This window comes from Massilia sp. Root335 (assembly GCF_001425685.1).
Taxonomy (GTDB): domain Bacteria; phylum Pseudomonadota; class Gammaproteobacteria; order Burkholderiales; family Burkholderiaceae_D; genus Telluria; species Telluria luteola.
The window spans coordinates 146,972-170,694 of record NZ_LMCY01000008.1 but is presented as its reverse complement, the minus strand read 5'-3'; the positions used below and the strand labels follow the sequence as shown (position 1 = coordinate 170,694).

The following is a 23,723-nucleotide window of genomic DNA, read 5'->3' as shown; positions in this document are numbered from 1 at the left end:
CATCTCACTTCAGTTTCGGATCCAGCGCATCGCGCAGCGCGTCGGCGAACAGCGAGAACGCCGTCACCAGGATGGCCATGGCGCTGGCGGCCGCCGCCAGCTGCCACCATTTGCCGAGGATGAGTTCATTCTGCGCCTCGTTCAGCATGCTGCCCCACGAGACGACGCCCACCGGCACGCCGAAGCCGAGGAACGACAGGATCACTTCGGCCTTGATGAAGCCGACGACGAGGATCGACATCTGCACGAGCGCCACGTGCGACACGTTCGGGAAGATGTGGACGAACATCTTGCGCCAGCCGGACGCGCCGATCGCATCGGCCGCCATCACATATTCCCTCGCCTTGTGCTTGATGTACTCGGCGCGGATCAGGCGGTACGGCCCGGTCCAGCCGGTGAGCCCGAGGATCAGCACGATCGTCAGCACGCCCCTCGTCTGCAGCACGGCGGCCACGGTGAGGATCATGAGGATCGAGGGAATCGACGTGAACACGCTGTAGAACCAGTTGAACAGGTCGTCGACCACCCCGCCGTAGAAGCCGGACAAGGCGCCGAACAGGGTGCCGAGCAGCACGGCGACGAACGCGGCAACGAGGCCGACGACGATCGACGTCTGCCCGCCCTTGATCGTCTTCTTGACGATGTCGTGGCCCCATTTGTCGGCGCCGAACGGCAACGTGGTCCGCTTGGCGGCATGCGCGGCATGGCCGCGGCGCGCCAGCTGCGCCTGCAGGTCGGCGATGTCGGCCGCGAGCGGATCGAACGCGTTGGGCGGCACCGGGCGCTGCGGCTGCGCCAGCGCCGCCAGCGCCGGATCGGGACCGATGAACGTGGGCGGCGCGTAGTTGACGGCGACTTCGTCCTCCCAGTCGGCGGCCACGAGCCCCGTCGCCGCCAGCACGACGGACGCCAGGTACAGGCACACGACGGCCAGCGCCGCCATCGCGACGCGGTCGGCGCGCAGGCGGCGCCAGGCCAGCGTCCACAGGCCGGGAGAGGTGACCGGATGATTCATTTGAGCTGCACGCGCGGATCGACGGCCTGGTACATCAGGTCGGCCAGCAGGTTGAACACCATCGTGGCGGCGGCGACGTAGACCGTGACCGCCTTGATGACGGGGAAGTCGCTGCGCTCGACGGCGAGGATCACTTCGCGCCCGATGCCGGGGATGCCGAAGAAGCGCTCGAGCAAAAAGGCGCCGATCAGCAGCGCCGGCAGGTTGGCCATGACGTAGGTGATGATGGGAATCGCGGCATTGCGCAGCACGTGCACCCACACGATGCGGCGCTCCGGCAGGCCTTTCGCGCGCGCGGTCCGCACATAGTCCTGCCCCACCTCGTCCAGCACGAAGCTGCGGAACAGGCGCAGGGTCGGCGCCACCGACACGGCGAGGCCGATCAGGATCGGCAGCGTGGCGTAGCGCAGCAGGTTTTCCGTGAAGTGCTCGCCCCAGCCCTGCACGGGGAACAGCCCCAGTTTATAGGCGAGACCGTACTGGAACACGATGATGTAGACGAGGATCGAGATCGACATGCCGACCGTGCACGCGACCATCACGAGCCGGTCCGTCAGCGAACCGCGCACGAACGCGATGGCAAGCGCCAGCGCGATGCCGATCGACGTCTCCAGCACCGTCAGCGGCACGAGCACCGTCAGCGACGGCCCGAGGCGGGTGGCGATGATGTGCGACACGGGCTCGCCCGTCGCCCAGGCGTTGCCGAAGTCGAACGTCAGGATCTGCTTCACGAAGATGCCGAGCTGGACGTACCACGGCGCGTCGAGCCCCAGCTGGGCACGGATATTCGCGATGGCGTGGGCGTCGGCCATCTTGCCCGCCAACAGGTACGACGGGTCGCCGCCGACCCAGTTGAACAGCACGAACACCAGCACGACGACGCCGGCCATCGTCGGCAGCATCTGCCACAGGCGCCGCAGGATATAAGCAAACATCGGGATTCCCGGGTGATTCATCGAACGCGTTCGGAACTATAGACCAGATTGCGCCGCCCCGGCCGGGAAAAGATGTCATGGGGCCATAACCAAATAGATGAGTTGACGGATGAGCGAATGTGGTATTTACGCAATACGCATTGTCATCGTATTGACACATTGTAGGCACTGGTGTTCTGATGCGTTGCCAAAATAAAACAGTAGTTTTTTGGCCACCCAGAGAGAGACTACATCATGAGACAGCCCGGTCCGGCATACACATACCAAAATTGCACGGAATCGGGAATGCGCCGATGTTTAGCCTTTGCCATCGAAGCACAATTTGGAGTTGTAATGCATCAAAAGAAAGCTATCGCACAAGCAGTGACGCTCGCCCTCGCCTACGCGGCGCTGGGTGTTGCACCGGCCGTGGCGCAAGACGCCCAGGGGCCGATCCAGCGTGTCGAAATCACCGGTTCCAGCATCAAGCGCGCGACCGCCGAAACGGCGTCGCCCGTGCAGGTGGTCAGCCGTGAAGACCTCGCCAAGTCCGGCAAGGGCACCGTCGCGGAATACCTGCAGACCCTGACGTCGGACGGCGCCGGTTCGCTGCCGACCGGTTTCGGCAACGGCTTTGCCGCCGGCTCCACCGCCATCTCGCTGCGCGGCCTGGGCGCCACGTCCACGCTGGTGCTGCTGAACGGCCGCCGCATGGCGCCGTTCGCGCGCGCCGACGACGGCCAGAAGAGCTTCACCGACCTGTCGACCGTGCCGATGGAAGCCGTCGAGCGCATCGAGATCCTGAAGGACGGCGCCTCGTCGACCTATGGCGCCGACGCGATCGCCGGCGTGGTCAACATCATCCTGCGCAAGGACTTCGTCGGCACGGTCTTCAAGGCCGAGGCGGGCGAATCGCGCTACCACGACGCCGGCACCGGCAAGGCCGCCCTCACCTGGGGCCGCGGCCACCTCGACGAAGACGGCTACAACGTCATGGTCAACGCCGAGTTCTACGGCAACTCGTCGCTGCTGAACAAGGACCGCGCGAGCCGCGCCTGGATCGGCCACGGCGACATCCGTCCGTGGGGCTATGCCGCCAACACCCAGTTCGCGGGCGGCTACATCACGCCGGGCGCGTCGAGCCCGACGCCGACCGGCGCGCTGCGCGATCCGAAGACCGGCAACTACGTCTCGCTGCCGGGCTGCGCGCAGTTCTCGGTCACCGCCGCGCAAGACCCGGCCGGCGGCTGCCTGTGGTATCAGGACCAGTTCCGTTCGATGCAGCCGAAGATCGGCGGCATGAACTTCTACGGCCGTTTCACCAAGAACCTCGACGGCGGCCTGCAGTTCTACGCCGAAGCCGGCTACTCGAAGCGCGACACCGAATTCACGCTGACCCCGCCCGCGACGAGCTCCACCGTCGCCTTCCCGCCGAACGCCGCCAGCCCGACCGGCGTCATCAACTACGGCAACGCGATCCTGGTGTCGGCCCAGCACCCGCAGAACCCGTACGGCGCCGCCGCGCGCCTGCGCTACTCGATGTTCGACGTCGGCCCCAGCACCCGCTCGGCCGACAACGAATTCTCGCGCTTCGTGTTCGGCCTGAAAGGCACGGTCGCCGGCTGGGACTTCGATACCGGCCTCACGCACTCGGCATCGACGCTGGACCTGAACTACAGCAACATGATCAACATGAAGGTGCTGCAGGCCGCGCTGGGCGATCCGAAGAGCGCCTACTTCCCGTACTACATCGGCACGCAGGCCGGCAAGAATCCGTCCTCGCTGTACGCGGCCATGGTGACGAACGCCACGTCGCACTCGACCACCGAACTCGACGTCGTCGACTTCAAGGCCTCGCGCGAACTGATGCAACTGCCGGGCGGCGCACTGGGCCTGGCGGTCGGCGCGGAATACCGCCACCAGTCGCTGGACAACCCGTCGCTGTCGGGCACGCAGGACGGTTCGATCAACGCGTCGTACGTCGCCGCCAACGGCGACCAGAACGTCTCGGCCGTGTTCTTCGAAGTGGCCGCGCCGATCGTCAAGACGGTCGAACTGAACGCTGCGGTGCGCTACGACAAGTACAAGGACTTCTCGTCGACCACGCCGAAATTCGGCATCAAGTGGACGCCGCTGAAGACCTTCGCGCTGCGCAGCACCTACACGGAAGGCTTCCGCGCCCCGGGTCCGGCCGAATTCAGCGCGGCCAGCCAGAGCACCGGCAGCTCGTCCGTGCGCGATCCGATCCGCTGCCCGAACGGCACCCCGGCCGCCGGCGGCGCCACCCAGGCCGACTGCGCGATCTCGATCGGCGCGGTCAAGGTCGGCAACCCGAACCTGCAGCCGGAAAAATCGAAGGGCTACACGCTGGGCATGGTGTGGGACCCGCTGGACGGCACCGCGCTGTCGCTGGACGCCTTCAAGATCAAGCGCAGCAACGAGATCAACCCGCTGTCGTACGTCGAAGCGGCCGCCCTGCCGACCGCAATCCGCAACGACAACAACCTCGTCGTGAACGGCGTCGTCGTCCCGAACTCGGGCACGCTGCTGCTGTCGAAGGCGCCGTACCAGAACTCGAGCTTCACCGAGGTCAAGGGCGTCGACCTGGACGTCAAGCAGCGCTTCCGCCTGGGCGACTACGGCCGCGCCACGCTGGGCCTGACCTGGACCCACGTCGCGTCGTGGGTGCGCGCCGAGAAGAACGGCACGCGCTACCAGTACGCCGGCACGCACGGCAACTGCGATACGTCGGATTGCGCCGGCACGCCGAAGGACAAGATCAGCACGAGCCTGTCCTGGGACCGCCAGAACCTGAACGTGACCGCGACGGCCAACTACCGCGCCGACATGCAGAACGTGTACTTCGCCGGCGACAAGTGCGCCTCGCAGTTCGCGAACGGTTCGCCGGCGCCGGGCGACTGCCGCCTGGCCTCGTTCACGACGCTCGACCTGTCGGCCCGCTACCAGGTGACGCCGCAGCTGCAGGTCTACGGCTCGATCTCGAACCTGTTCGACAAGGTCGCGCCGCTGGACCCGCTGACCTACGGCGGCATGAGCTACAACCCGATGGACGCCAGCGGCGCCATCGGCCGGTTCTTCAAGGCTGGCGTGCGTTACCAGTTCTGATCGGCTGAACGCAAGCAATGAAAAAACCGCCGCAGGCTGCGAGGCCGGCGGCGGTTTTTTTACGTAGCGCCAACACGTTGCGAACGTCACGCGTGGGCGGAGGCCGCCCACCCTACCGGGCTGCGGCGGTTGTTTTACGTAACGCCAACACGTTGCGAACGTCACGCGTGGGCACGTGGTGCCCACGCGTGACGCAAACGCACCACGAACGGACTCAGGCGTCGTCGCGCAGGCGGCGTGCGCGCACGCCGGCGGCCAGGTTTTCCAGCACGGCGATGCTCGTGTCCCAGTCGATGCAGCCGTCCGTGACGGACTGACCGTACGTCAGTTCCTTGCCCTGCACGAGGTCCTGGCGGCCGCCGACGAGGTGCGACTCGACCATCACGCCGACGATGCGCGTATCGCCCGCCGCGATCTGGGCGCTGATGTCGGCGCACACGGGCACCTGGTTCTGCGGGTTCTTGCTGCTGTTGGCGTGCGAGGCGTCGATCATCAGGCGGCTCGCGAGACCGTTGGCGGCGAGCTGCTTGCAGGCATCCTCGACGCTGGCCGCGTCATAGTTCGGCGCCTTGCCGCCGCGCAGGATGATGTGGCAATCCTCGTTGCCTGCGGTCGACACGATCGCCGAGTGGCCACCCTTCGTCACGGACAGGAAGTGGTGCGGCTGCGACGCCGCCTTGATCGCATCGGCCGCGATCTTGATGTTGCCGTCCGTGCCGTTCTTGAAGCCGACCGGGCACGACAGGCCCGACGCCAGTTCGCGGTGCACCTGCGACTCGGTCGTGCGGGCCCCGATCGCGCCCCAGCTGATCAGGTCGGCGATGTATTGCGGGCTGATCACGTCGAGGAATTCGGTGCCGGCCGGCAGGCCCAGCTCATTGATGTCGCGCAGCAGCTCGCGCGCCATGCGCAGGCCGTCGTTGATGCGGAAGCTGTTGTCCATGTACGGGTCGTTGATCATGCCTTTCCAGCCGACCGTCGTACGCGGCTTCTCGAAGTAGACGCGCATGACGATTTCCAGCTCGCCGGCGAAGCGGTGGCGCTGCTCGACGAGGCGGCGGGCATATTCCATGGCGGCGTTCGGATCGTGGATCGAGCACGGGCCGATCACGACCATCACGCGATCGTCCTGGCCATGCAGGATGCGATGCAGCGCCAGGCGCGCCTGCGACGCGGTCTGCTCGGCCTCCGGCGTCACCGGGAATTCGCGGATCAGGTGCGAGGGCGGCGTCAATTCCTTCATTTCGCGGATGCGTAGGTCGTCGGTGCGGGGCATTGCTGTTCTCCGTTCTGATCTGATGATTAAAAATTCGGGGCCGTAAAAAAAAAAGACCGCCAGCTCGGCGGTCTTTTGGATTTTTGTGTCGGACGCTGTTCTGTTACTGCGTGAACCTGCCGCTACTCCACCGCCGTTGGGCTGGAATGGCTAAACCAAAAATAAAAGGTAAAGAAAACGGCGTGGCGCATGTGGGTTCCTGAATGGTCGATTGACTATAACAACATTGCATCGACGTTGGCAAGACTTTATTTGTGCCGTGATCTGTCGGTTACGGTTGCCTATACAGGCGATCGGTTGCGCCAACCAGACACCCTTTTCCCCTGTGCCGGACACGCTTGAGAGATGTCAGTTGCCTCTCCGTGCGAGATGCAAAAGTCGCAACGAGCCCCGGCCGCATGCACACCGGGTCGACCATCCCTCATCGTACATGGAGTCTGGACATGACTGAAACACCGATATCCCGAACGATCCGGCGCCTGTTCGCGGGCGGGGGCGCCATCGGCCTGGCAATCCTGGCACTGCCGGCGCCGGCCCAGGAAGCCGCGCCCAAACCCGTCCCGCGCGTCGAGATCACCGGCTCGAACATCCGCCGCTCCGAGGCCGAGACGGCTTCCTCCGTCATCACCGTCAACCGCGCCGACATCGAGCGTTCCGGCAAGGCCACCGTGGCCGAACTGCTGCAGACCCTGGCCGTCGACAACCAGGGTTCCGTGCCGACCACGTTCGGCAACGGCTTCGCGGCCGGCGCTTCCGGCATCTCGCTGCGCGGCCTCGGCGCCGCCTCCACGCTCGTGCTGTTGAACGGGCGCCGCATGGCCCCGTACGGCCTCGCGGACGACGGCCAGAAACAGTTCGCGGACCTGAACGTGATCCCGACCGACGCCGTCGAGCGCGTCGAGGTGCTGAAGGACGGCGCGTCGGCCATCTACGGTTCCGACGCCATCGCCGGCGTCGTCAACATCATCCTGCGCCGCGACTTCCAGGGCAACACGGTGCGGTTCTCGCGCGGCGCCAGCAACGACTGGGACGGCAAGCGCACGAACGTCGCCTTCACCAAGGGCGTCGGCAGCCTCGACGCCGACCGCTACAACGTCCTGTTCAGCCTCGAGTACAAGAAGTTCGACGAGATCTGGTACCGCGACCGCTCGGACCGCGACTGGATCGGCCGCAACGACCTGCGGCCATGGGGTTATTCGGCCGACCAGGCGCTCGGCGGCACCGGCGCCATCCTGCCCGGCACCGGCACGGCCGGCAGCGCCATCAACGGCAACGTGCGCAATCCGGCCGACCCCACCAACTACTACAACCGGGGCAACCTGGCCGGGCCCGGCTTCACGCGCACGTTCCCCGGCGCGGCCTGTTCCAACTTCACCAGCCACCCGCAGGGCGATCCCGGCGGCGGCTGCCTGATCGACGCGTCCCAGGTCTACAACCAGATCGAGCCCAAGCAGGAAAACCTCAGTTTCTTCCTGCGCGGCTCCTACCAGCTCGACCCGGCCGTCCTGCTGTACAGCGAGTTCAACTGGTACACGAGCCAGACGGATTCGTCGACGACGCCGTCCACGGTCAGCGCCTCCGTCGGCTTCCCGGGCGGCCCCGTCAACAATGCCATCGCCCAGCTGGGCGCCGCCCACCCCGACAACCCGTATTTCGGCACGGCCGCGCGCTTGCGCTACCTGGCGGCCGACGTCGGTCCGCGCGTCTCGAACATCGGCTCCAACTTCCTCCGCTGGCTCGGCGGCGCCAAGGGCTCGAATTTCGGCTGGGACTGGGACTCGTCCCTGCTGTTCTCGCACAACCACGTCAACAACACGCAGAACGGCTACCTGCAGCGCGACGTCGCTTTTGCCCTGCTGGACCCGTCCGCCGCCAACGTGGCCGCGGCGCTGCGCAACCCGGCCTATGCGGCGCTGCCGCCGGGCACCGTGTGGCGCATCGGCGAAAACGCGAACCTGAATTCGCCCGCGCTGTACGCCGCCCTGTCGCCGACCATCGCCAACGCGGCGAACACCAAGGTCGGCCAGGTCGACTTCAAGGCCACGCGCGAGTTCAGCGGCATTCCTTACCTGGCCGGCAATCTGGGGCTGGCGGCCGGCACCGAGTTCCGCCACGAGATGACGGAGCTGATGCCCACCTCGGGCACCGAACGCGGCAACATCATCGGCCTCGGCTATTCCGCCTACTCCGGGGCCCGCAACGTGTTCGCCCTGTACGGCGAAGGACTGGCGCCGCTGCCGTTCAACGTCGAAGCCTCGGCGGCCCTGCGCTACGACCACTTCACCGACGTCGGCAGTTCCTGGACGCCGAAATTCGGGCTCAAGTGGACGCCGGTGCGCGCATTCGCCCTGCGCGGCACGTTCGCGCGCGGCTTCCGTGCGCCGAGCCCGGCCGAAAACGGCGTCGGCGGCCTGGCCGCCTTCTCGACCGCCGCCGACCCCGTGCGCTGTGCGCTGGGCGTGACGAGCAGCTGCAATCCGGCATCGATCGCGCTGATCACGTCGCCCAACCCCAACCTGTCGCCGGAACGCTCGAAGAGCTACACGCTGGGCGTCATCTGGGACCCGCTGCCGCGCACGAGCATCTCGGTCGACTACTGGAAGATCAAGCGCAAGAACGAGATCAACCAGGAACAGGTCGATGCCGCCATCGCCGCCGGCCACGTCGTGCGCGACCCCACCAGCGTGAGCGCCATTCCCGGCGATCCCGGCGCCATCACGGCCGTGCTGACGCGCTACGTCAACTCGGCCCAGAGCAAGGTGCGCGGGCTCGACGTGGACGCACGCTACAACCACCACCTGCCGGACGCCTGGGGCAATGCCACCTTCGACGTCAAGTACACGCACATCTTCGAATGGCTGCGCACCGAGCAGGACGGCACGTCGCGCGAATTCGCGGGCACGCACGGCAACTGCGACGTCACCAACTGCGCGGGCACGCCGGCCGACCGGGTCAATATGCGCTTCGGCTGGGACCGCGAAAACCTGCGCGTGTCGGCCAACGTGAACTATCGCGGCGTACTCGAGAACCGCTTCTTCCGGGGCGACCCGAGCGGCTGCGCCGTGACCTTCGCCAACGGGGCCGACGCCCCGAACGGTTGCGAACTGGCGTCGTTCACGACGGTCGACCTAATCGTGCGCTGGAAGCCGCGGCAGCGCTGGGAACTGTTCGGCTCGATCCAGAACCTGTTCGACAAGATCGCGCCGCTCGATCCGCTGACCTACGGCGCGCAGGCGTACAACCCGCTCGATTACGAGGGGGCGCGCGGACGCTACTACACGCTGGGGGCGCGCTATTCGTTTTGAGCGGTCGGGTGGGCACGCCGTGCCCACGCGTGACGTATGCGGTGTGTTGGCGTTACGCGTGGGCACAGGGTGCCCACCCTACGATCCTGGTCGGCGCCCGGCGACATTGAGTTCGTTTTGAGCGGTAGGGTGGGCACGCCGTGCCCACGCGTGACGTATGCGGTGTGTTGGCGTTTCGCGTGGGCACAGGGTGCCCACCCTACCAATTTTGGTCGCCGCCCTGGCGACATTTAGTCGCCAGGGCCCTCCCCCGGCATCGTGTCGGCCATGAGGCGCAGTTCTTCCGGTGTCAGCTCGTCGGGCTTCTTGCCTTCGAGCCCGTCGAAGTCGTCCGGCGGCTTTGCGCCCGGTTGCGCCTGCGCGTTGTCGGGTGGCGGGGGCGGCGTCGGGTTCGCTTGCTGTGCGCCGGGCTGTCGGGTTTGATCGTTCGCCATGTCCTGCTCCTTGCGATGGATGATCCAGTCAGGGCAAGTGTGGCACAGGGTTCAGGGCTTGGGCGCACTGTCCGCCAGATGGTCCAGCCGCACCCAGCCGCCGGCCGCGCGCCCCGTGCGCGGATTGCGGTAGGCGACGTCCGCGTAGTCGCCATACGTATGGAGGACGGTCAGCACATCGCCGGGAATCACGAACAACGTCGGGAGCTTGCATTCGTCCAGCGGTGCCGTATGAAACCAGGCGCGGCCGGTGCCGGTGACGACGCGTCCCGCTTGCGCGGACTCGACCGGTATCCAGCGCGACGCGGCCGTCAATTGGGCCGCTTCGCAGCGGGTGAGCACGTTGGAGAGTTCCTTCATGCGGTCCTGCATCCACACGAACTCGTGCACCTGCGCCGCGCCCTCCCGGGCCAGCTGGACGACCACGTTGTCGCCCGCACGGCGCGCGCCGAAGCCCGTCAGGCAATCGCCGAACGGTTGCGACATCGCCGCCGCATCGCCGGGCCCGATCCGCAGCAAGGTGAAGCGGTGCCGGCATTGCGGGTCCGGCAACTGGGCATCGACGAGGACGTAATCGGCGTCGTCCTGCACGGACAGCTTGACGAGGCCGGCGTTGCCGTCGACCTGCCCGAGCGACGCGCCGCGCAAGCGGATGTCGGAACGCTCAAGGCCGGCGCCGGCGGCGGGAACGGCCTGCGTCTCGACCGGGCCGAAGCGCGTGGCGACATTCGTGTGTTCGTCGGCCCGGGCGCACTGCGGCTGCATCGATACGACGAGCGCGGCGACGGCGGCGCCGAAGAACAAACGCCCGCGCAAGGCGGGCGTCGAGCTTGCGAGGGCGGACGCCATCGCCGCGGCTGGCGTCAGGCCGTGCCGCCGACGGTCACGCCGTCGATGCGCAAGGTCGGCTGGCCGACGCCCACCGGCACGCTCTGGCCCTCCTTGCCGCACACGCCCACGCCCGAGTCCAGGCGCATGTCGTTGCCGATCATGGAGATGCGGTTCATCGTGTCCGGACCGTTGCCGATCAGGGTCGCGCCCTTCACCGGGTACGTGACCTTACCGTCCTCGATCATGTAGGCCTCGCTGGCCGAGAACACGAATTTGCCGTTGGTGATGTCGACCTGGCCGCCACCGAAGTTCACCGCATACAAGCCGTTCTTGACCGAGGCCAGGATCTCGGCCGGGTCCTTGTCGCCGGCCAGCATGTAGGTGTTCGTCATGCGCGGCATCGGCAGGTGGGCGAACGACTCGCGGCGCGCGTTGCCCGTCACCGGCATCTTCATCAGGCGCGCGTTCATCGTGTCCTGGATATAGCCTTTGAGGATGCCGTCTTCGATCAGGGTCGTGCACTGGCTCGGATTGCCCTCGTCATCCATGTTGAGGGAGCCGCGGAGATCCTTCAGCGTGCCGTCGTCGACGACCGTCACGCCCTTGGCCGCGACGCGCTGGCCGATCATGCCGGCATACGCGGACGAGCCCTTGCGGTTGAAGTCGCCTTCGAGGCCGTGGCCGACGGCTTCGTGCAGCAGCACGCCGGGCCAGCCCGGGCCGAGCACGATGGTCATCGGGCCGGCCGGGGCCGGACGCGCTTCCAGGTTCACGAGGGCCGCCTGCACGGCTTCGCTGGCATATTTTTCCAGCAGTTCGTCGCTGAAATAACCGTAGTCGTAACGGCCGCCGCCGCCGGACGAGCCCATCTCGCGCCGGCCGTTCTGCTCGGCGATGACGGTGACGGACACGCGCACGAGCGGACGGATGTCGGCCGCCAGCACGCCGTCGCTGCGCACGACGAGCACGACGTCGTACTCGCCCGCCAGGCCGGCCATCACCTGCACGACGCGCGGGTCCTTGGCGCGCGCGATCTTTTCGACGCGCTCCAGCAGGGCGACTTTCGCCGTGGCGTCGAGCGAGGCCAGCGGATCGTTCGGCAGGTAAAGCGCACGGCCGCCGGTCGGCTGGACGCCGGCCGCGACCTTCACGCGCCCGGCGCCTGCGCGCGCGATCGTGCGCGTGGCGGCGGCGGCGTCCAGCAGGGCTGCCTGCGAGATGTCATCGGAGTACGCGAAGGCGGTCTTGTCGCCCGACACGGCGCGCACGCCGACGCCCTGGTCGATCGAAAAACTGCCGCTCTTGACGATGCCCTCTTCCAGGCTCCAGCCTTCGCTCTTGGTGAACTGGAAATACAGGTCGGCATAGTCGACCTTGTGCGTGAACATGGTCCCCAGCGTCGTGATCAGCTTGCCTTCGTCGAGCCCGAATGGCGTCAACAGTATGTCGCGCGCGACGGCGAGGGAGGAGAGATTCGGTTCGAATGGAGTCATTGCGTCGGGTCTTTCTGATAAGGATAGGGCATTGTGCCATACGTCAGAGTTTGCGGTGTTTCAGCGCCGGCAAACTCTCGCGCACCTTGGCGATGTACTCGGGATCGATCTCGCCGCTGACGATGCCCTCGCCTTCCGGCAGGATGTCCTTCACGTCGCCCCACGGATCGATGAGCATGCTGTGGCCGAACGTGCGGCGGCCGTTCCGGTGCGTGCCGCCCTGGGCCGCGGCCAGCACGTAGCACTGGTTCTCGATGGCGCGGGCGCGCAGCAGCACTTCCCAGTGCGCGAGGCCCGTCGTGTGCGTGAACGCGGCCGGCACGACGATCAGCGCGCACTCGCCCATCGCGCGGAACAGTTCCGGGAAGCGCAGGTCGTAGCAGATCGACATGCCCACGCGGCCGAACGGCGCCTCGAAGCTGCCGACCGTCGCGCCCGGGACGATCGTGCGCGCCTCGTCGTACGATTCGCTGCCCTTGTTGAATCCGAATAAGTGGATCTTGTCGTAGCGGCCGACGTGGTGCCCTGCCGGGTCGTAGACGAGCGTCGTGTTCAGCACGCGGGCAGCAATGCCCGACACGAGGGGCAAGGTGCCGCCGATCAGCCAGATGCCGTGCTCGCGCGCCTGCGCGGCCAGGAAATCCTGGATGGGGCCGTGACCCGGCTGTTCCGCGTGGGCGACCTTGTCCGTGTCCGCCATGCCCATGATGGGCCAGTATTCCGGCAACGTGACCAGCTGCGCGCCACGCGCCGCGGCAGCCGCGATCAGGCGGCGCGCGGTGGCGATGTTCTCGTCCACGTCGGGCGTGGACACCATCTGTACTGCTGCGACGGTCGACTTGGCGACGGATTTCATTGGGCTCCCTTCTTTTGCTTGCTGCGGTCCTGCTGGGCCGCCGCCTCGGCGGCGGCCGCAACGGCGGGCGAATTGTCCAGCTTGACGATGTGCGGCGACTTCCACGGCCCCGTGACCTGCATGTGGTAAGTGAGCGCCTTCATCACGGGTGCGCGCAGGAACAGTTGGGCCAGGAAACTGCCCAGGCCGATCACGGGGTTCACGGCCAGGCCGTACACGAGCGAGCTGGTGCCGAGGTTGAATTCCGGGATCACGACGACGTGCAGGTTCGTCGATTCGTGCGCGATGTCGGCCGTGCCGTCCATCAGCACCGTCGCCGCGACGCCGTGCATCTTGAGGTTGTCGGTGCGCACGACGCCGCGCGTGATCATCGCATTGGCCGTGATGCCGTCGAAGGCGAGGCCTTCCGAGAAGACGTCGTGGAAGTCGAGTTTCAGCATGCGCGGCAGCATCTGCAGGCTCAGCACGCCCAGCAGTTTCGCGGCGCCCGGGTCCTGCTTGAGGAACTGGCCATCCTCGACGTTCATCTGGATCTGGCCCGACAGGCTCGGAATGTCGAGCGAGTATGGCAAGCCGGCCCACGAAATGTCGCCGGACAGCGAGCCCTTGCCGTGGCGCAGCGTCTCCGGGAAACCGAGGCGGTCGAGCAGGCGGCCGGCGTCGCTGATGTCGAGCGTGAAATTCAATGCCGTATTGCTCTTGCCGTCGCGCGTGAGCCAGCGGCCGTTCGCCTTCAGCTGGCCGTCCGGATTCGTCAGCGCCAGCCGCTCGATGCGCCATTCGCGTCCGGCCAGCGCCTGCGCATTGCTGGCCGCCAGTTCCAGCCGTCCGAACTGCTTGCCCGACAGCTCGAAGCGCTCGGCCACGATATCGAGGCCGGGAATGCTGGCAGTGGCGCCCTTGCTCGATTCGAGCAGGTCCTTGACTTCGTTCGCGGACGATTCCGGGATCACGAGCGACGCGAGCCGGGCCGTCACCTTGCCCAGGCCCTGGCCCGTGGGCGACTCGTTCCACGTCACGTAGCCGACCACCTGGCGCGAATCGATGCTGGCCTGCCACGTATTGTTCTGGTGCGTGGCGCCGACGACGACGTCGCGCAGCGACCGTTCGCCGATGGTAAGTTCGCTGGCGCGCGCGGCGATCGTGTCCGGCAGCACGTACTGGGCCATGCCCGCGCCGGTGGCGCTGTCGACGGTCGCGTTGCCCGTCGGCGCGGCCTCGCCCGGCCCGGCGATCTCGGCGGCCGCCGCGAGCCAGCGGTCGACGTTCAGCGCCTTCATGTTCACGTTGATCATCATGCCGCCGTCGGGCTCCGGCGCCGGCACGTTGACGCCGATACCGCCGCGCTTGACGATCCACGTGCCGTGCGGCTGGCGTTCGCGCACATACTTTGCGGCGGCGATGTTGCCGAGGGCGACGCGGACCTCGTCGTGGCCGACGCCGTCAAGCCCCGTCGGCTGGCCGGCGAGCACGAAGTGCAGCGGCAGCGCTTCCGCGGCGGGCTTGTTCAGCGGCGCCGGCAGTTCGACGCCGAGACCGGCCAGGTTGGAGTCGATGACGATCTGCGACTGGCGGTCCTTCACGGTGACGGTGCCGCCGAAGCGCGCCCCGCCGCTCAGCTTGGTGCCCAGGCGCTGCAGCGCCGGCAGCGAGCCCGTGCGGCGCATGCCGTCGGCGGTGACGCTGCCGGCCATGCGGATCTGGATGGTGCCGTCGCGCTGGGTGCCGCCGGACAGTTGCAGCGGCCCGCCGAGGAAGCTGGCGCCCACGCCGTTCAGGTTGACGCCGCGCTCGGAGAATTCGATGCGGCCCAGCGCGGCTTCGATGGGCGGCAGTTCGGGGAACAGCACGACGTCGTTGTTCTGCAACTGCAGCGCGCCCTGCACCTTCGCGTCGTGCAGGCTGGCGAGCGGCAGGTGCAGCTTCAGGCCCAGCCTGGCGGCGCCGGTCGCGCGCGTGTCCTCGGTGAAGTTGCCGATCCATTCGAGCACGGGGCTGGCCGCCACGTAGCGCAGGAAGTCCGGCAGCGGGCCGGCGGCCGCGCCGTCGATGTCGAGCATCATCTCGTGCACGCCCAGCTCCGGGATCACGGCGCGCACGTTCGACAGCGCGATGCCCTGCGTGCGCGCCGTATCGGCGTGGATGTCCATGCGCGCGCGGTCGAACACGATCGACCCCTCGATGTTTTCCAGCAGCGGCCACAGCGGTGCCTTGCCGTCGGCCGCCTTGTGGCCCGGTGCGTACTCGAGCTTGCCGTCCTCGATGCGGCCGCTGACGCGGAACTCGCCCTTGGCGCGCAGGGCCGCGTTGTCGGCGTGGAACGGGAAGTGGGCCAGGTCGCCGCGCAGGCGCAGGCGCGCGTCGTGCAGGGTGCCGCCCTGGAGCGCGCCCGTCAGCCACTCGCGCAGGCCCTCGGGAGTCGCGAGCGGCAGCCAGCGGCCAATGCTCGCGATGTCGAAATTGTCGACCGTGCCCGTGAAGTCGGCGTCGCCCGGCCCCTGCCCGGGCGTCAACGGCAGCAGGTGGCGGCCGGACAGGCTCGCCTTCAGCGCGCCCTGCGACAGGTTCATGCTGTCGACTTCGACGAGCAGGCGGTCGTCCTGCGGGAAGCTCCAGCGCGCGTGCAGCGCGAGCTGGTCGAACGGCATCTCGGGTTCGGCGAACCATGCCGGCAGCGCCAGCACGAGCTTGTCGGAATCGACGTCGACGCTGCCGCCATGGTCGCTCGCGTCGACGCGGCCGGACAGGTTCCTGAAGCCGGGCAGCGCCGGCCGTGCCGCCTGGGCCGGCTGGCCGTCGGTCGCCGCCAGTTCGGCGCGCGCCGCCAGCGGATTCATGCCCAGGTTCTCGACCTCGCCGCGCACGCGGTAGCCCGTGACGTGCGGAAAGCGGCCCTGCCATTCGACGTCGGCGTCGTTGATGCGGCCGTGCGGCGCCAGTTCCGTCAGCAGCTGGCGCTGGGCCGGTGCGATGGGGAGTTGCACGGCGAGCGCGGCCAGTGCGCCCACGTCCAGCTGTGCGGCGCGCACCTCGAAGCGTTCGGGCCGGGTGCGCGTGGCCGGGTGCCAGGATTCGGTCAACGTGGCCGGCGGCAGCACGACGCCGTCTTCCGTGACGACGGCAAAGTTTTCCAGGCCGATGGCATGGCCGAGCGCGCCGAAGGTCGGCTTGCCGTCGTCCACGTTCGGCGCGATGGTTTCGCTGGCCGACAGCCGGCCCGACACGCGCGCCAGCGCCAGCGGCGGCGTGTCCGGCCCGAGGCGCGCGCTGACGCCGGCCAGCGCGAGGTCGGCGGTAAAACCGGCCAGGCGCGCGTGATCGAAGTCGAGCCAGGCGCGCACGGAGCCGCGGCCCTGCTGCAGGGCGAACGGGTAATCGACGTACTGCTTCCAGGCGGCGAGATCGGTGTTGCGCAGGTCGGCATACACCTGGCCTTTCCAGCGCCGCGCGTCGGACGGCCTGGCGCCGAACGCCGGGTGGGAAAAGCGCGCGCGCAGGTCGAGCGGGTCGCCGGCGCCCGGCGGCGGCGCGGCTTTCAGGGCGAAGCGGTGCGTCGTCCAGCGGTTCTGCAGCACGAGGGTCACGTCCGACAATGCCAGCGTCGGCGCGCCGCGCAGCTCGTCGGTCCAGGACAGCCGGCCTTCGCGGATCACGATTTCGTGCTGGCGCAGCAGCCAGTCGGCGCCGCCGCCCTCTTCCTTCCGGTTCGGATCGATGCGCACCCCGGCCACGGCGATGACGCCATCGCGGCCGCGGCGCACGTCCAGCTCGGGCCGGTTGATTTCCAGCGCGTCGAAACGGGGTTCGGCCGCCACCACCGACCACCACGACAAGGTGGCCGACACCGACGGCAGCGCCAGCAGCTGGCGCCCGGCGCGGTCGCGCACACGCAGGTCGCCGAGGTACAGGTTCGGATGCAGGCCGCGCCACGACGCGTAGACGCGGGCGATGGTCACCTGGTTGCCGAGCGCGCGGCTGGCGGCCCGTTCGATGTCCGGCTTGTAGAGGTCGATGTTCGGCAGGACCGCGTAGCGCAGTACGAGGAACAGCGCCATGAACGCGAAGTAGACGAGCAGGACGGCCTTGATCGTAAAGCCGAGCACGTGATGCGACGCCAGGTTGGCATAGCGGTAGCACGTACGCGCGCGCGCCCAGCGCTCCGCCAGCGGCACATGCTCGTGCGCGTGCTCAGGCGCGCCTCCCTGCGGGTGCGCCTGCTCGTGCGCGTCGTGCTCGCGCTGCGCCTGCGGTTCCGGGTTGTGCATCAAAACGCTCAAAGGCTCGCCAACTATTGTTTATCTGTAAATAAGAGAGCGCTTGCAACATTCGCGGCGTCTACCTTACCATCATGCTGACCCAGGGCAGCATGGCGGGCAATTTTACCCCATAGCAAGCGTCCCGGAACGCACAAACTCCTCTGGAATTCGCCCCATGCTCCAAGTTTCTCCCTCGCAACCCTCCACGCAGTCGATGGCGCCGATGTCGCGCTTTTACCAACGCTGGATCGGCGCCGACCCGGCCCGTGCCGGACGCGTCGATACCCTTGCCGCATTATCGCTGGCCTCTCTCGATTTCGGCGCAGCGCTGAAGTCCGAAGCCGCGCTCGGTCCGAACGGTTCGGTGCTCCCGACGGTACGGGCAATGCGCCGCCTGCGCAACCTGCTCATCTGCGCCATCATCCGGCGCGACCTCGCCGGCCAGGCCGACCTCGACGAGGTCGTCACGGCGATGAGCCGCTTCGCCGACTTCGCCGTCCAGACCCACCTGGCCGAGCTGATGGCCGAAATGACGGCCCTGCACGGCGAGCCGATCGGCGCCGATTCCGGCCGCCCCCAGCAGATGATGGTGCTGGCGATGGGCAAGCACGGCGGCGGCGAACTGAACGTCTCGTCCGACATCGACCTCATCTTCGTCTACCCCGAGGACGGCGACACGAATGCCGGCCCCGGCCGGAAATCGCTGTCGAACCACGAATTCTTCGTGCGCCTGGGCCGCAAGCTGATCGCCGCGCTGTCGGAGGTCACCGAGGATGGTTTTACGTTCCGTGTCGACATGGCATTGCGTCCAAACGGCAAGTCGGGCCCGCTCGTGGCGAGCCTCAACATGGTCGAGGACTACCTGATCGTACAGGGGCGCGAGTGGGAACGTTATGCCTGGGTCAAGGCGCGCGCGGTCACGGGCGATCCGGCCGACATCGCGGCCCTCGACGCCATCGTGCGGCCGTTCGTGTTCCGGCGCTACCTCGATTTCGGCGTGATCGATGCGATCCGCACCATGCACGCCCAGATCCGCGCCGAGGTCAACCGCCAGGAACGCCTGCATCCGGAGCGCAACCAGAACGTCAAGCTGGGCCGCGGCGGCATCCGCGAGATCGAGTTCCTGGCCCAGGTGTTCCAGCTGATCCGCGGCGGCCGCGACCCCGCGCTGCGCGAGCGTTCCACGCGCAAGACGCTGCGCCTGCTGGCCGAGCGCGAACTGCTGGCCGGCGACACCGTCGAGCAATTGCTTGAGGCGTATTCTTTCCTGCGCAACCTGGAGCACCGCCTGCAATACCTGGAAGACGCGCAGACGCACACCATGCCCGTCGCGCCCGAGGACAAACACACCGTCGCGCGCATGATGGGGATGGCGGACGAAGGCGAACTGCTGGCCCGGCTGGACGCCTGGCGCCACTTCGTCGCCGCCCAGTTCGACGCGATCTTCGCCGACAAGGCGGCCGGCGCCGAGCCCGTCGACCCGGACGCCCTGCTCACCGATCCGGACAACCGCGACGCCATCGCCGACCGTCTCGCCAGCCTCGGCTTCGACGACCCGCAAGCGGCCGCGAACCGCCTCGTCGCCACCTGGCAGGCGCCGCGGCTGCAGACCCTGCCCGAAGCGAGCCGCCACCGCCTCGTCGCCCTCGTGAATACGGCGCTGACGCAGATTCCGGCCGTCGTCGCCGACGCCGGGCTCGGCAGCCACGCGGCCCTGCTCGGCCGGCTGCTCGATTTCTTCGAAGCCATCGCCCGGCGCTCCGCCTACCTGTCGCTGCTGACGGAATATCCGCACACCCTGGAGCGGGTGCTGCGCATGATCAACGCGTCCGGCTGGGCCGCGACCTTCCTCACCCAGCATCCGATCCTGCTGGACGAATTGCTGGACGACCGCGGCAACGCGGCCGAAGACTTGCCCGCGCTGGCGGCCAGCCTTGCGGCCCAGCTCGACGCGGCCGCCGGCGACACCGAACGCCAGCTCGACATCCTGCGCGAAGCCCACCACGCCCAGATGTTCCGCCTGCTCGCGCTGGACCTGGCCGGCGAACTGTCGGTCGAACGCCTGGCCGACCACCTGTCCGCGCTGGCCGACCTGATCGTGTGCGAGGTCGTGCGGCGCGCCTGGCGCACCATCGCCTCGCGCCACCGCGAGGTCCCGCGGTTCGCCGTGGCCGCCTACGGCAAGCTGGGCGGCAAGGAACTGGGCTATGTGTCCGACCTGGACGTGATCTTCCTGTTCGACGACGACGACGACATGGCCGCGTCCAACTACGCCAAGCTCGCGCAGCGCTTCATCACCTGGATGACGACGCACACGCCGGCCGGCATCCTGTTCGACATCGACACGGCGCTGCGGCCGGACGGCGCGTCCGGCATGCTCGTGTCGTCCGTGGCCGCGTTCGAGCGTTACCAGCAGACATCGGCATGGATCTGGGAGCACCAGGCCCTCACCCGCGCCCGCTTCTGCGCCGGCGACGCCGCCATCGGCGCGCGCTTCGAGGCGATCCGCGAACAGGTGCTGCGCCAGGACAGGTCGGACCGCGAGGCCGAGCTGCGCGGCGAGGTCGTCAAGATGCGCCAGCGCATGCGCGATGCGCACCCGCCGCGCGACGAGCGTTTCGACCTCAAGCACGACGAGGGCGGCATGATCGACATCGAATTCATCGTCCAGTACCTCGTGCTGCGCCATGCCTGCGCGTATCCGCGGCTGACGGCGAACGTCGGCAACATCGCGTTGCTGAAACTGTGCGGCCAGCTCGGCCTCATCGACGCCGGGCTGGCCGACGGCGCGGCCGCGGCCTACCGCGCGATGCGCAAGCTGCAACACCAGGTGCGCCTGCAAGGCCAGGAAAACGCCCGCGTGGAACGCAGCCTCGTCGCGAAGCATGCGGACGTCGTCGTGCGGCTGTGGCACGACTGCTTCCACGTATAGGGGCACGCAAAGGCGCACACGAGCGCCTTTTTCCTTTCGGCATGTTGTTTTTTATCAACGTTTCCATTACAACAAATTTCCATATTGACATTTGTCAATACCGAATGCTCTGATAAGGCCAGCGTATGGTTTGATCTGCGGCAAAGTATTTACGCCCAGCCGCGCAGCCAGGAACGCGTCCTCATCGGAGAATCCATGCAACACCGTACAAAGATCGCCATGGCCGTTGCCGTCGCCTTGAATGCGATGGCCGGCCTTGCCCATGCACAAACCGCGGACGCGATGCAGCGCGTCGAAGTGACCGGCTCGCGTATCCGCCAGGTCGACCTGGAAACGGCCCAACCCGTCCAGGTGATGACCCAGGAACAGATCCAGAAAACGGGTCTCGTCACCGTCGGCGACATCCTCAACAACCTGTCCGCCGCAGGCACCCCGGCCTTCTCGAAGGGCTCGACGCTGACGTCGAACCGCGAACAGGGCGGCCAGTACATCAATATGCGCAACCTGGGGGCGAACCGCCTGCTGGTGCTGGTGAACGGCAAGCGCTGGACCCAGACCGTCGCCGGCTATACCGACATGTCGACCATCCCGGCGTCGCTGATCGAGCGCATCGAAGTCCTCAAGGACGGCGCCTCGTCGATCTACGGTTCCGATGCCATCGCCGGCGTCGTCAACGTCATCCTCAAGAAGACCATGCATGGCGGCCTGGCCAGCGTGTACGACGGCCAGAACGAGAAAGGCGACGGCAGGAAGAAGGATTACGCGCTCGCCTGGGGCACGGGCGACGACAAGGCCGACATGATGTTCGGCCTGACGTACACCGAGGACGGCGTCGTCTGGGCGAAGGACCGCGACGTCACCGCCACCGCCTATGGCCCGAACCACCTGAACGCGGGCTTCGGCGCGAGCCCGTGGGGCCGCATCCGCCAGGTGAGCGCCAGCGGCGGCGCCGGCGGTTTCAACAAGATCCTGAACCACACCGGTTCGTACCTGGGCGACGGCACCGGCTCCAATGCGCGCGATCCGGACAATTATCACAACTATGCCGGCGCCGACGCCGACACGTTCAATTCGTCGAACCAGATGATGTACACGTCGCCGACCCGGCTGGCGTCCATCTTCACCAAGGGCAGCATCGCCCTGCCGCACGAGATGCGGTTCACGGCCACCGCGATGTTCGCGGACCGCGCATCGTCGCGCGAGGTCGCCGGCTATCCGCTGAACTCGATGACGCAGTCGAAGTACCCCGTCTACATCGACAAGGACGATTACTACAACCCGTACGGCAACCAGGTGGCCGGCGCCGGCAAGGGCGTCGACCTGTTCTTCTACCGCCGCACGATCGAAGTGCCGCGCGTGACCGACAACGGCAACCGCACCCTGCACATCGACGCGAGCCTGGAAGGCGCTGTCGGCGTGCTGGGCAACGTCTGGAACTGGAACGTCGGCTACAACCACAGCGCCATCACGGGTTCGGTGCAGTCGGCCGGCAACCTGAACCTGCTGAACCTGAAAAAGGCCCTGGGGCCGTCGTTCATGAACGCGTCGGGCGCCGTGCAGTGCGGCACCGCCGCCAGCCCGATCCCGCTGGCCGAATGCGTGCCGTTCGACATCCTGGGCGGCCCGTCGGCTTCGACCGCCGCCGCGCTGAACTACGTCATGGCCAACGGCCAGGCCACGTACGGCTCGACCGTCAACAGCGCCACCGCCGACATCACCGGCGACCTGTTCGACCTGCCGGCCGGCGCCGTCGGCATGGCGGCCGGACTCGAGCACCGTTCGGTCAGCGGCTACGACCGCCCGGGCCAGTTCGAGCAGTCGGGCTATTCGACCGACCTGGCCGGCAATGCCACCGTCGGCAAGTACACCGTGCGCGAAGCCTACCTGGAATTCAACGTCCCGCTGCTGAAGAACCAGCCGTTCGCACAACTGCTGAGCGTCGACATCGCGTCGCGCTACTCCGACTACAGCAACTTCGGCACCACGACCAACAGCAAGGCCAGCGTGATGTGGAAGCCGATCCGCGACCTGCTCGCGCGCGCCACGTACGCCCAGGGCTTCCGCGCCCCGACCCTGAGCGACACGTTCGGCGGCGGCCAGCAGGCCTACGATGCCTACCTCGACGCCTGCGACAGCAAGTACGGCGAAGCGGCCCGGAACCCGGCCGTGGCGGCGCGCTGCGCGGCCGCCGGCGTGCCGGCCGGCTTCCGCCAGCTCAACCAGGCGGGCTCGCCGGTCCCGGCCGGCGGCGCCCAGACCCCGGTGCCGTTCAACGCGGGCGCCGGCAACGGCGCGGTGCAGCCGGAAACGGCGACCACGAAAACCTTCGGCCTCGTCTACAGCCCGGGTTGGCTGAACGGCGCGTCGATCGCGCTCGATTATTTCGACATCCACGTCAAGAACCGCATCACCGGCGTGACGGCGACCTACGAAATCAACCAGTGCTACGTCAGCGGCGTGCAGGCGTTCTGCGACAGGATCGGGCGCGACCCGGCCACCGGCATGATCTCGAACCTGTCGCGCGGCAACGCCAACCTGGGCGAGCTGCAGACCAGGGGCGTCGACCTGACCTTCGCCTACCGCTTCCCGCGCATGGCGTTTGGCCAGCTCAACGTGCGCTCGGAATCGACTTATACCGATACGTTCCGCATCAAGAGTACCGCCACGTCGGACTGGGAAAACGACGCCGGCGAATTCACGTACAACCGCGTGAAATCGAATCTGACCCTGGACTGGACCCTCGGCAACTGGAGCGCCACGCTGGCGTCGCGCTACTACAGCGGCGTCAAGGTGCATTGCTGGAGCGCGGCCAACAACGAAGAGTGCAGCAACCCGAACGACCCGGCCAGCTGGGGTACCGGCTATACGACGCTGGGCGCCATGGTCTACAGCGACCTGTCGGTGGGCTATGCGCTGCCGTGGAAAGCCAGGCTCCTGCTCGGCGCCAACAACGTGTTCGACCGCAAGCCGCGCATCGTCTACGACGCCAGCACGTCATTCGTGAACGGCACGTCGGCCTCATCGGCCGTCGATCCGCAACTGCCGATCGACCGGCTCTTCTACGTGCGCTACAACCAGTCGTTCTGACGGTCGCCCGCGGCAGGTCGTCGCGGCACGCATGTTGCATGGATGCCGCCTCAAACCGGCTCGATTTTTGCGGATTTACAACAACATGCGAATATATCGCCGTCTCTAAATTGTTACATTTATTTTACATTTTAATGTCAAACAAACACACTCTTGTTATTACTTAAAAACTGAGCGCAAGTTGATCCCGGTCGTTTT

General features: G+C 67.2%; 12 protein-coding genes. 4 read left to right on the top strand and 8 right to left on the bottom strand.

Annotated elements, in window-relative coordinates; all coding sequences use genetic code 11:
- Nucleotides 1-4 precede the first annotated feature (4 nt).
- Nucleotides 5-1,015, bottom strand: coding sequence for an ABC transporter permease (locus ASC93_RS06650; protein ID WP_056439025.1), 1,011 nt, complete (start codon nt 1,013-1,015; stop codon nt 5-7).
- Nucleotides 1,012-1,950, bottom strand: a complete 939-nt coding sequence (locus ASC93_RS06645) for an ABC transporter permease (RefSeq protein ID WP_056439020.1) — start codon at nt 1,948-1,950, stop codon at nt 1,012-1,014. The genes ASC93_RS06650 and ASC93_RS06645 overlap by 4 nt, the downstream gene beginning before the upstream one ends.
- 333 nt (nt 1,951-2,283) lie before the next feature.
- Between ASC93_RS06645 and ASC93_RS06640 the strand changes: the two genes are divergently transcribed.
- The gene (locus tag ASC93_RS06640; RefSeq protein WP_056439018.1) at nt 2,284-5,055 is read left to right on the top strand and encodes a TonB-dependent receptor; all 2,772 of its coding nucleotides are present in this window, start codon (nt 2,284-2,286) and stop codon (nt 5,053-5,055) included.
- Between the two features lie 214 nt (nt 5,056-5,269).
- Here the strand turns inward: ASC93_RS06640 and aroG are convergent, their stop codons facing one another.
- Nucleotides 5,270-6,331: a 3-deoxy-7-phosphoheptulonate synthase AroG gene (gene aroG / locus ASC93_RS06635; protein WP_056439015.1), complete on the bottom strand. Its 1,062-nt coding sequence runs from the start codon at nt 6,329-6,331 to the stop codon at nt 5,270-5,272.
- 443 nt (nt 6,332-6,774) lie between these two features.
- Between aroG and ASC93_RS06630 the strand changes: the two genes are divergently transcribed.
- Nucleotides 6,775-9,636 carry a TonB-dependent receptor gene (locus ASC93_RS06630; protein WP_056439012.1) on the top strand — a complete coding sequence of 954 codons (2,862 nt, stop codon included), beginning with the start codon at nt 6,775-6,777 and terminating at the stop codon, nt 9,634-9,636.
- Nucleotides 9,637-9,866: 230 nt separating this feature from the next.
- Here the strand turns inward: ASC93_RS06630 and ASC93_RS06625 are convergent, their stop codons facing one another.
- From ASC93_RS06625 to ASC93_RS06605, 5 genes are read right to left on the bottom strand one after another with little or no spacing between them, the layout of a single operon-like run.
- Nucleotides 9,867-10,070 (bottom strand): hypothetical protein, encoded by a 204-nt coding sequence (locus tag ASC93_RS06625; protein ID WP_056439009.1) that lies wholly within the window; start codon nt 10,068-10,070, stop codon nt 9,867-9,869.
- A 51-nt stretch (nt 10,071-10,121) separates the two neighbouring features.
- Nucleotides 10,122-10,919 (bottom strand): hypothetical protein, encoded by a 798-nt coding sequence (locus ASC93_RS06620; protein ID WP_157201768.1) that lies wholly within the window; start codon nt 10,917-10,919, stop codon nt 10,122-10,124.
- A gap of 14 nt (nt 10,920-10,933) precedes the next feature.
- The gene (gene tldD / locus ASC93_RS06615; protein WP_056439003.1) at nt 10,934-12,394 is read right to left on the bottom strand and encodes a metalloprotease TldD; all 1,461 of its coding nucleotides are present in this window, start codon (nt 12,392-12,394) and stop codon (nt 10,934-10,936) included.
- Between the two features lie 43 nt (nt 12,395-12,437).
- Nucleotides 12,438-13,250, bottom strand: a complete 813-nt coding sequence (locus ASC93_RS06610; protein WP_056439000.1) for a carbon-nitrogen hydrolase family protein — start codon at nt 13,248-13,250, stop codon at nt 12,438-12,440.
- Nucleotides 13,247-17,515: a YhdP family protein gene (locus ASC93_RS06605; RefSeq protein WP_082547808.1), complete on the bottom strand. Its 4,269-nt coding sequence runs from the start codon at nt 17,513-17,515 to the stop codon at nt 13,247-13,249. Before ASC93_RS06605 ends, ASC93_RS06610 begins: the two co-directional genes overlap by 4 nt.
- Before the next feature lie 166 nt (nt 17,516-17,681).
- Between ASC93_RS06605 and glnE the strand changes: the two genes are divergently transcribed.
- Nucleotides 17,682-20,438, top strand: coding sequence for a bifunctional [glutamate--ammonia ligase]-adenylyl-L-tyrosine phosphorylase/[glutamate--ammonia-ligase] adenylyltransferase (gene glnE, locus ASC93_RS06600; protein WP_056438997.1), 2,757 nt, complete (start codon nt 17,682-17,684; stop codon nt 20,436-20,438).
- Between the two features lie 195 nt (nt 20,439-20,633).
- Nucleotides 20,634-23,525: a TonB-dependent siderophore receptor gene (locus ASC93_RS06595; protein ID WP_056438994.1), complete on the top strand. Its 2,892-nt coding sequence runs from the start codon at nt 20,634-20,636 to the stop codon at nt 23,523-23,525.
- The last annotated feature ends 198 nt before the right edge of the window (nt 23,526-23,723 follow it).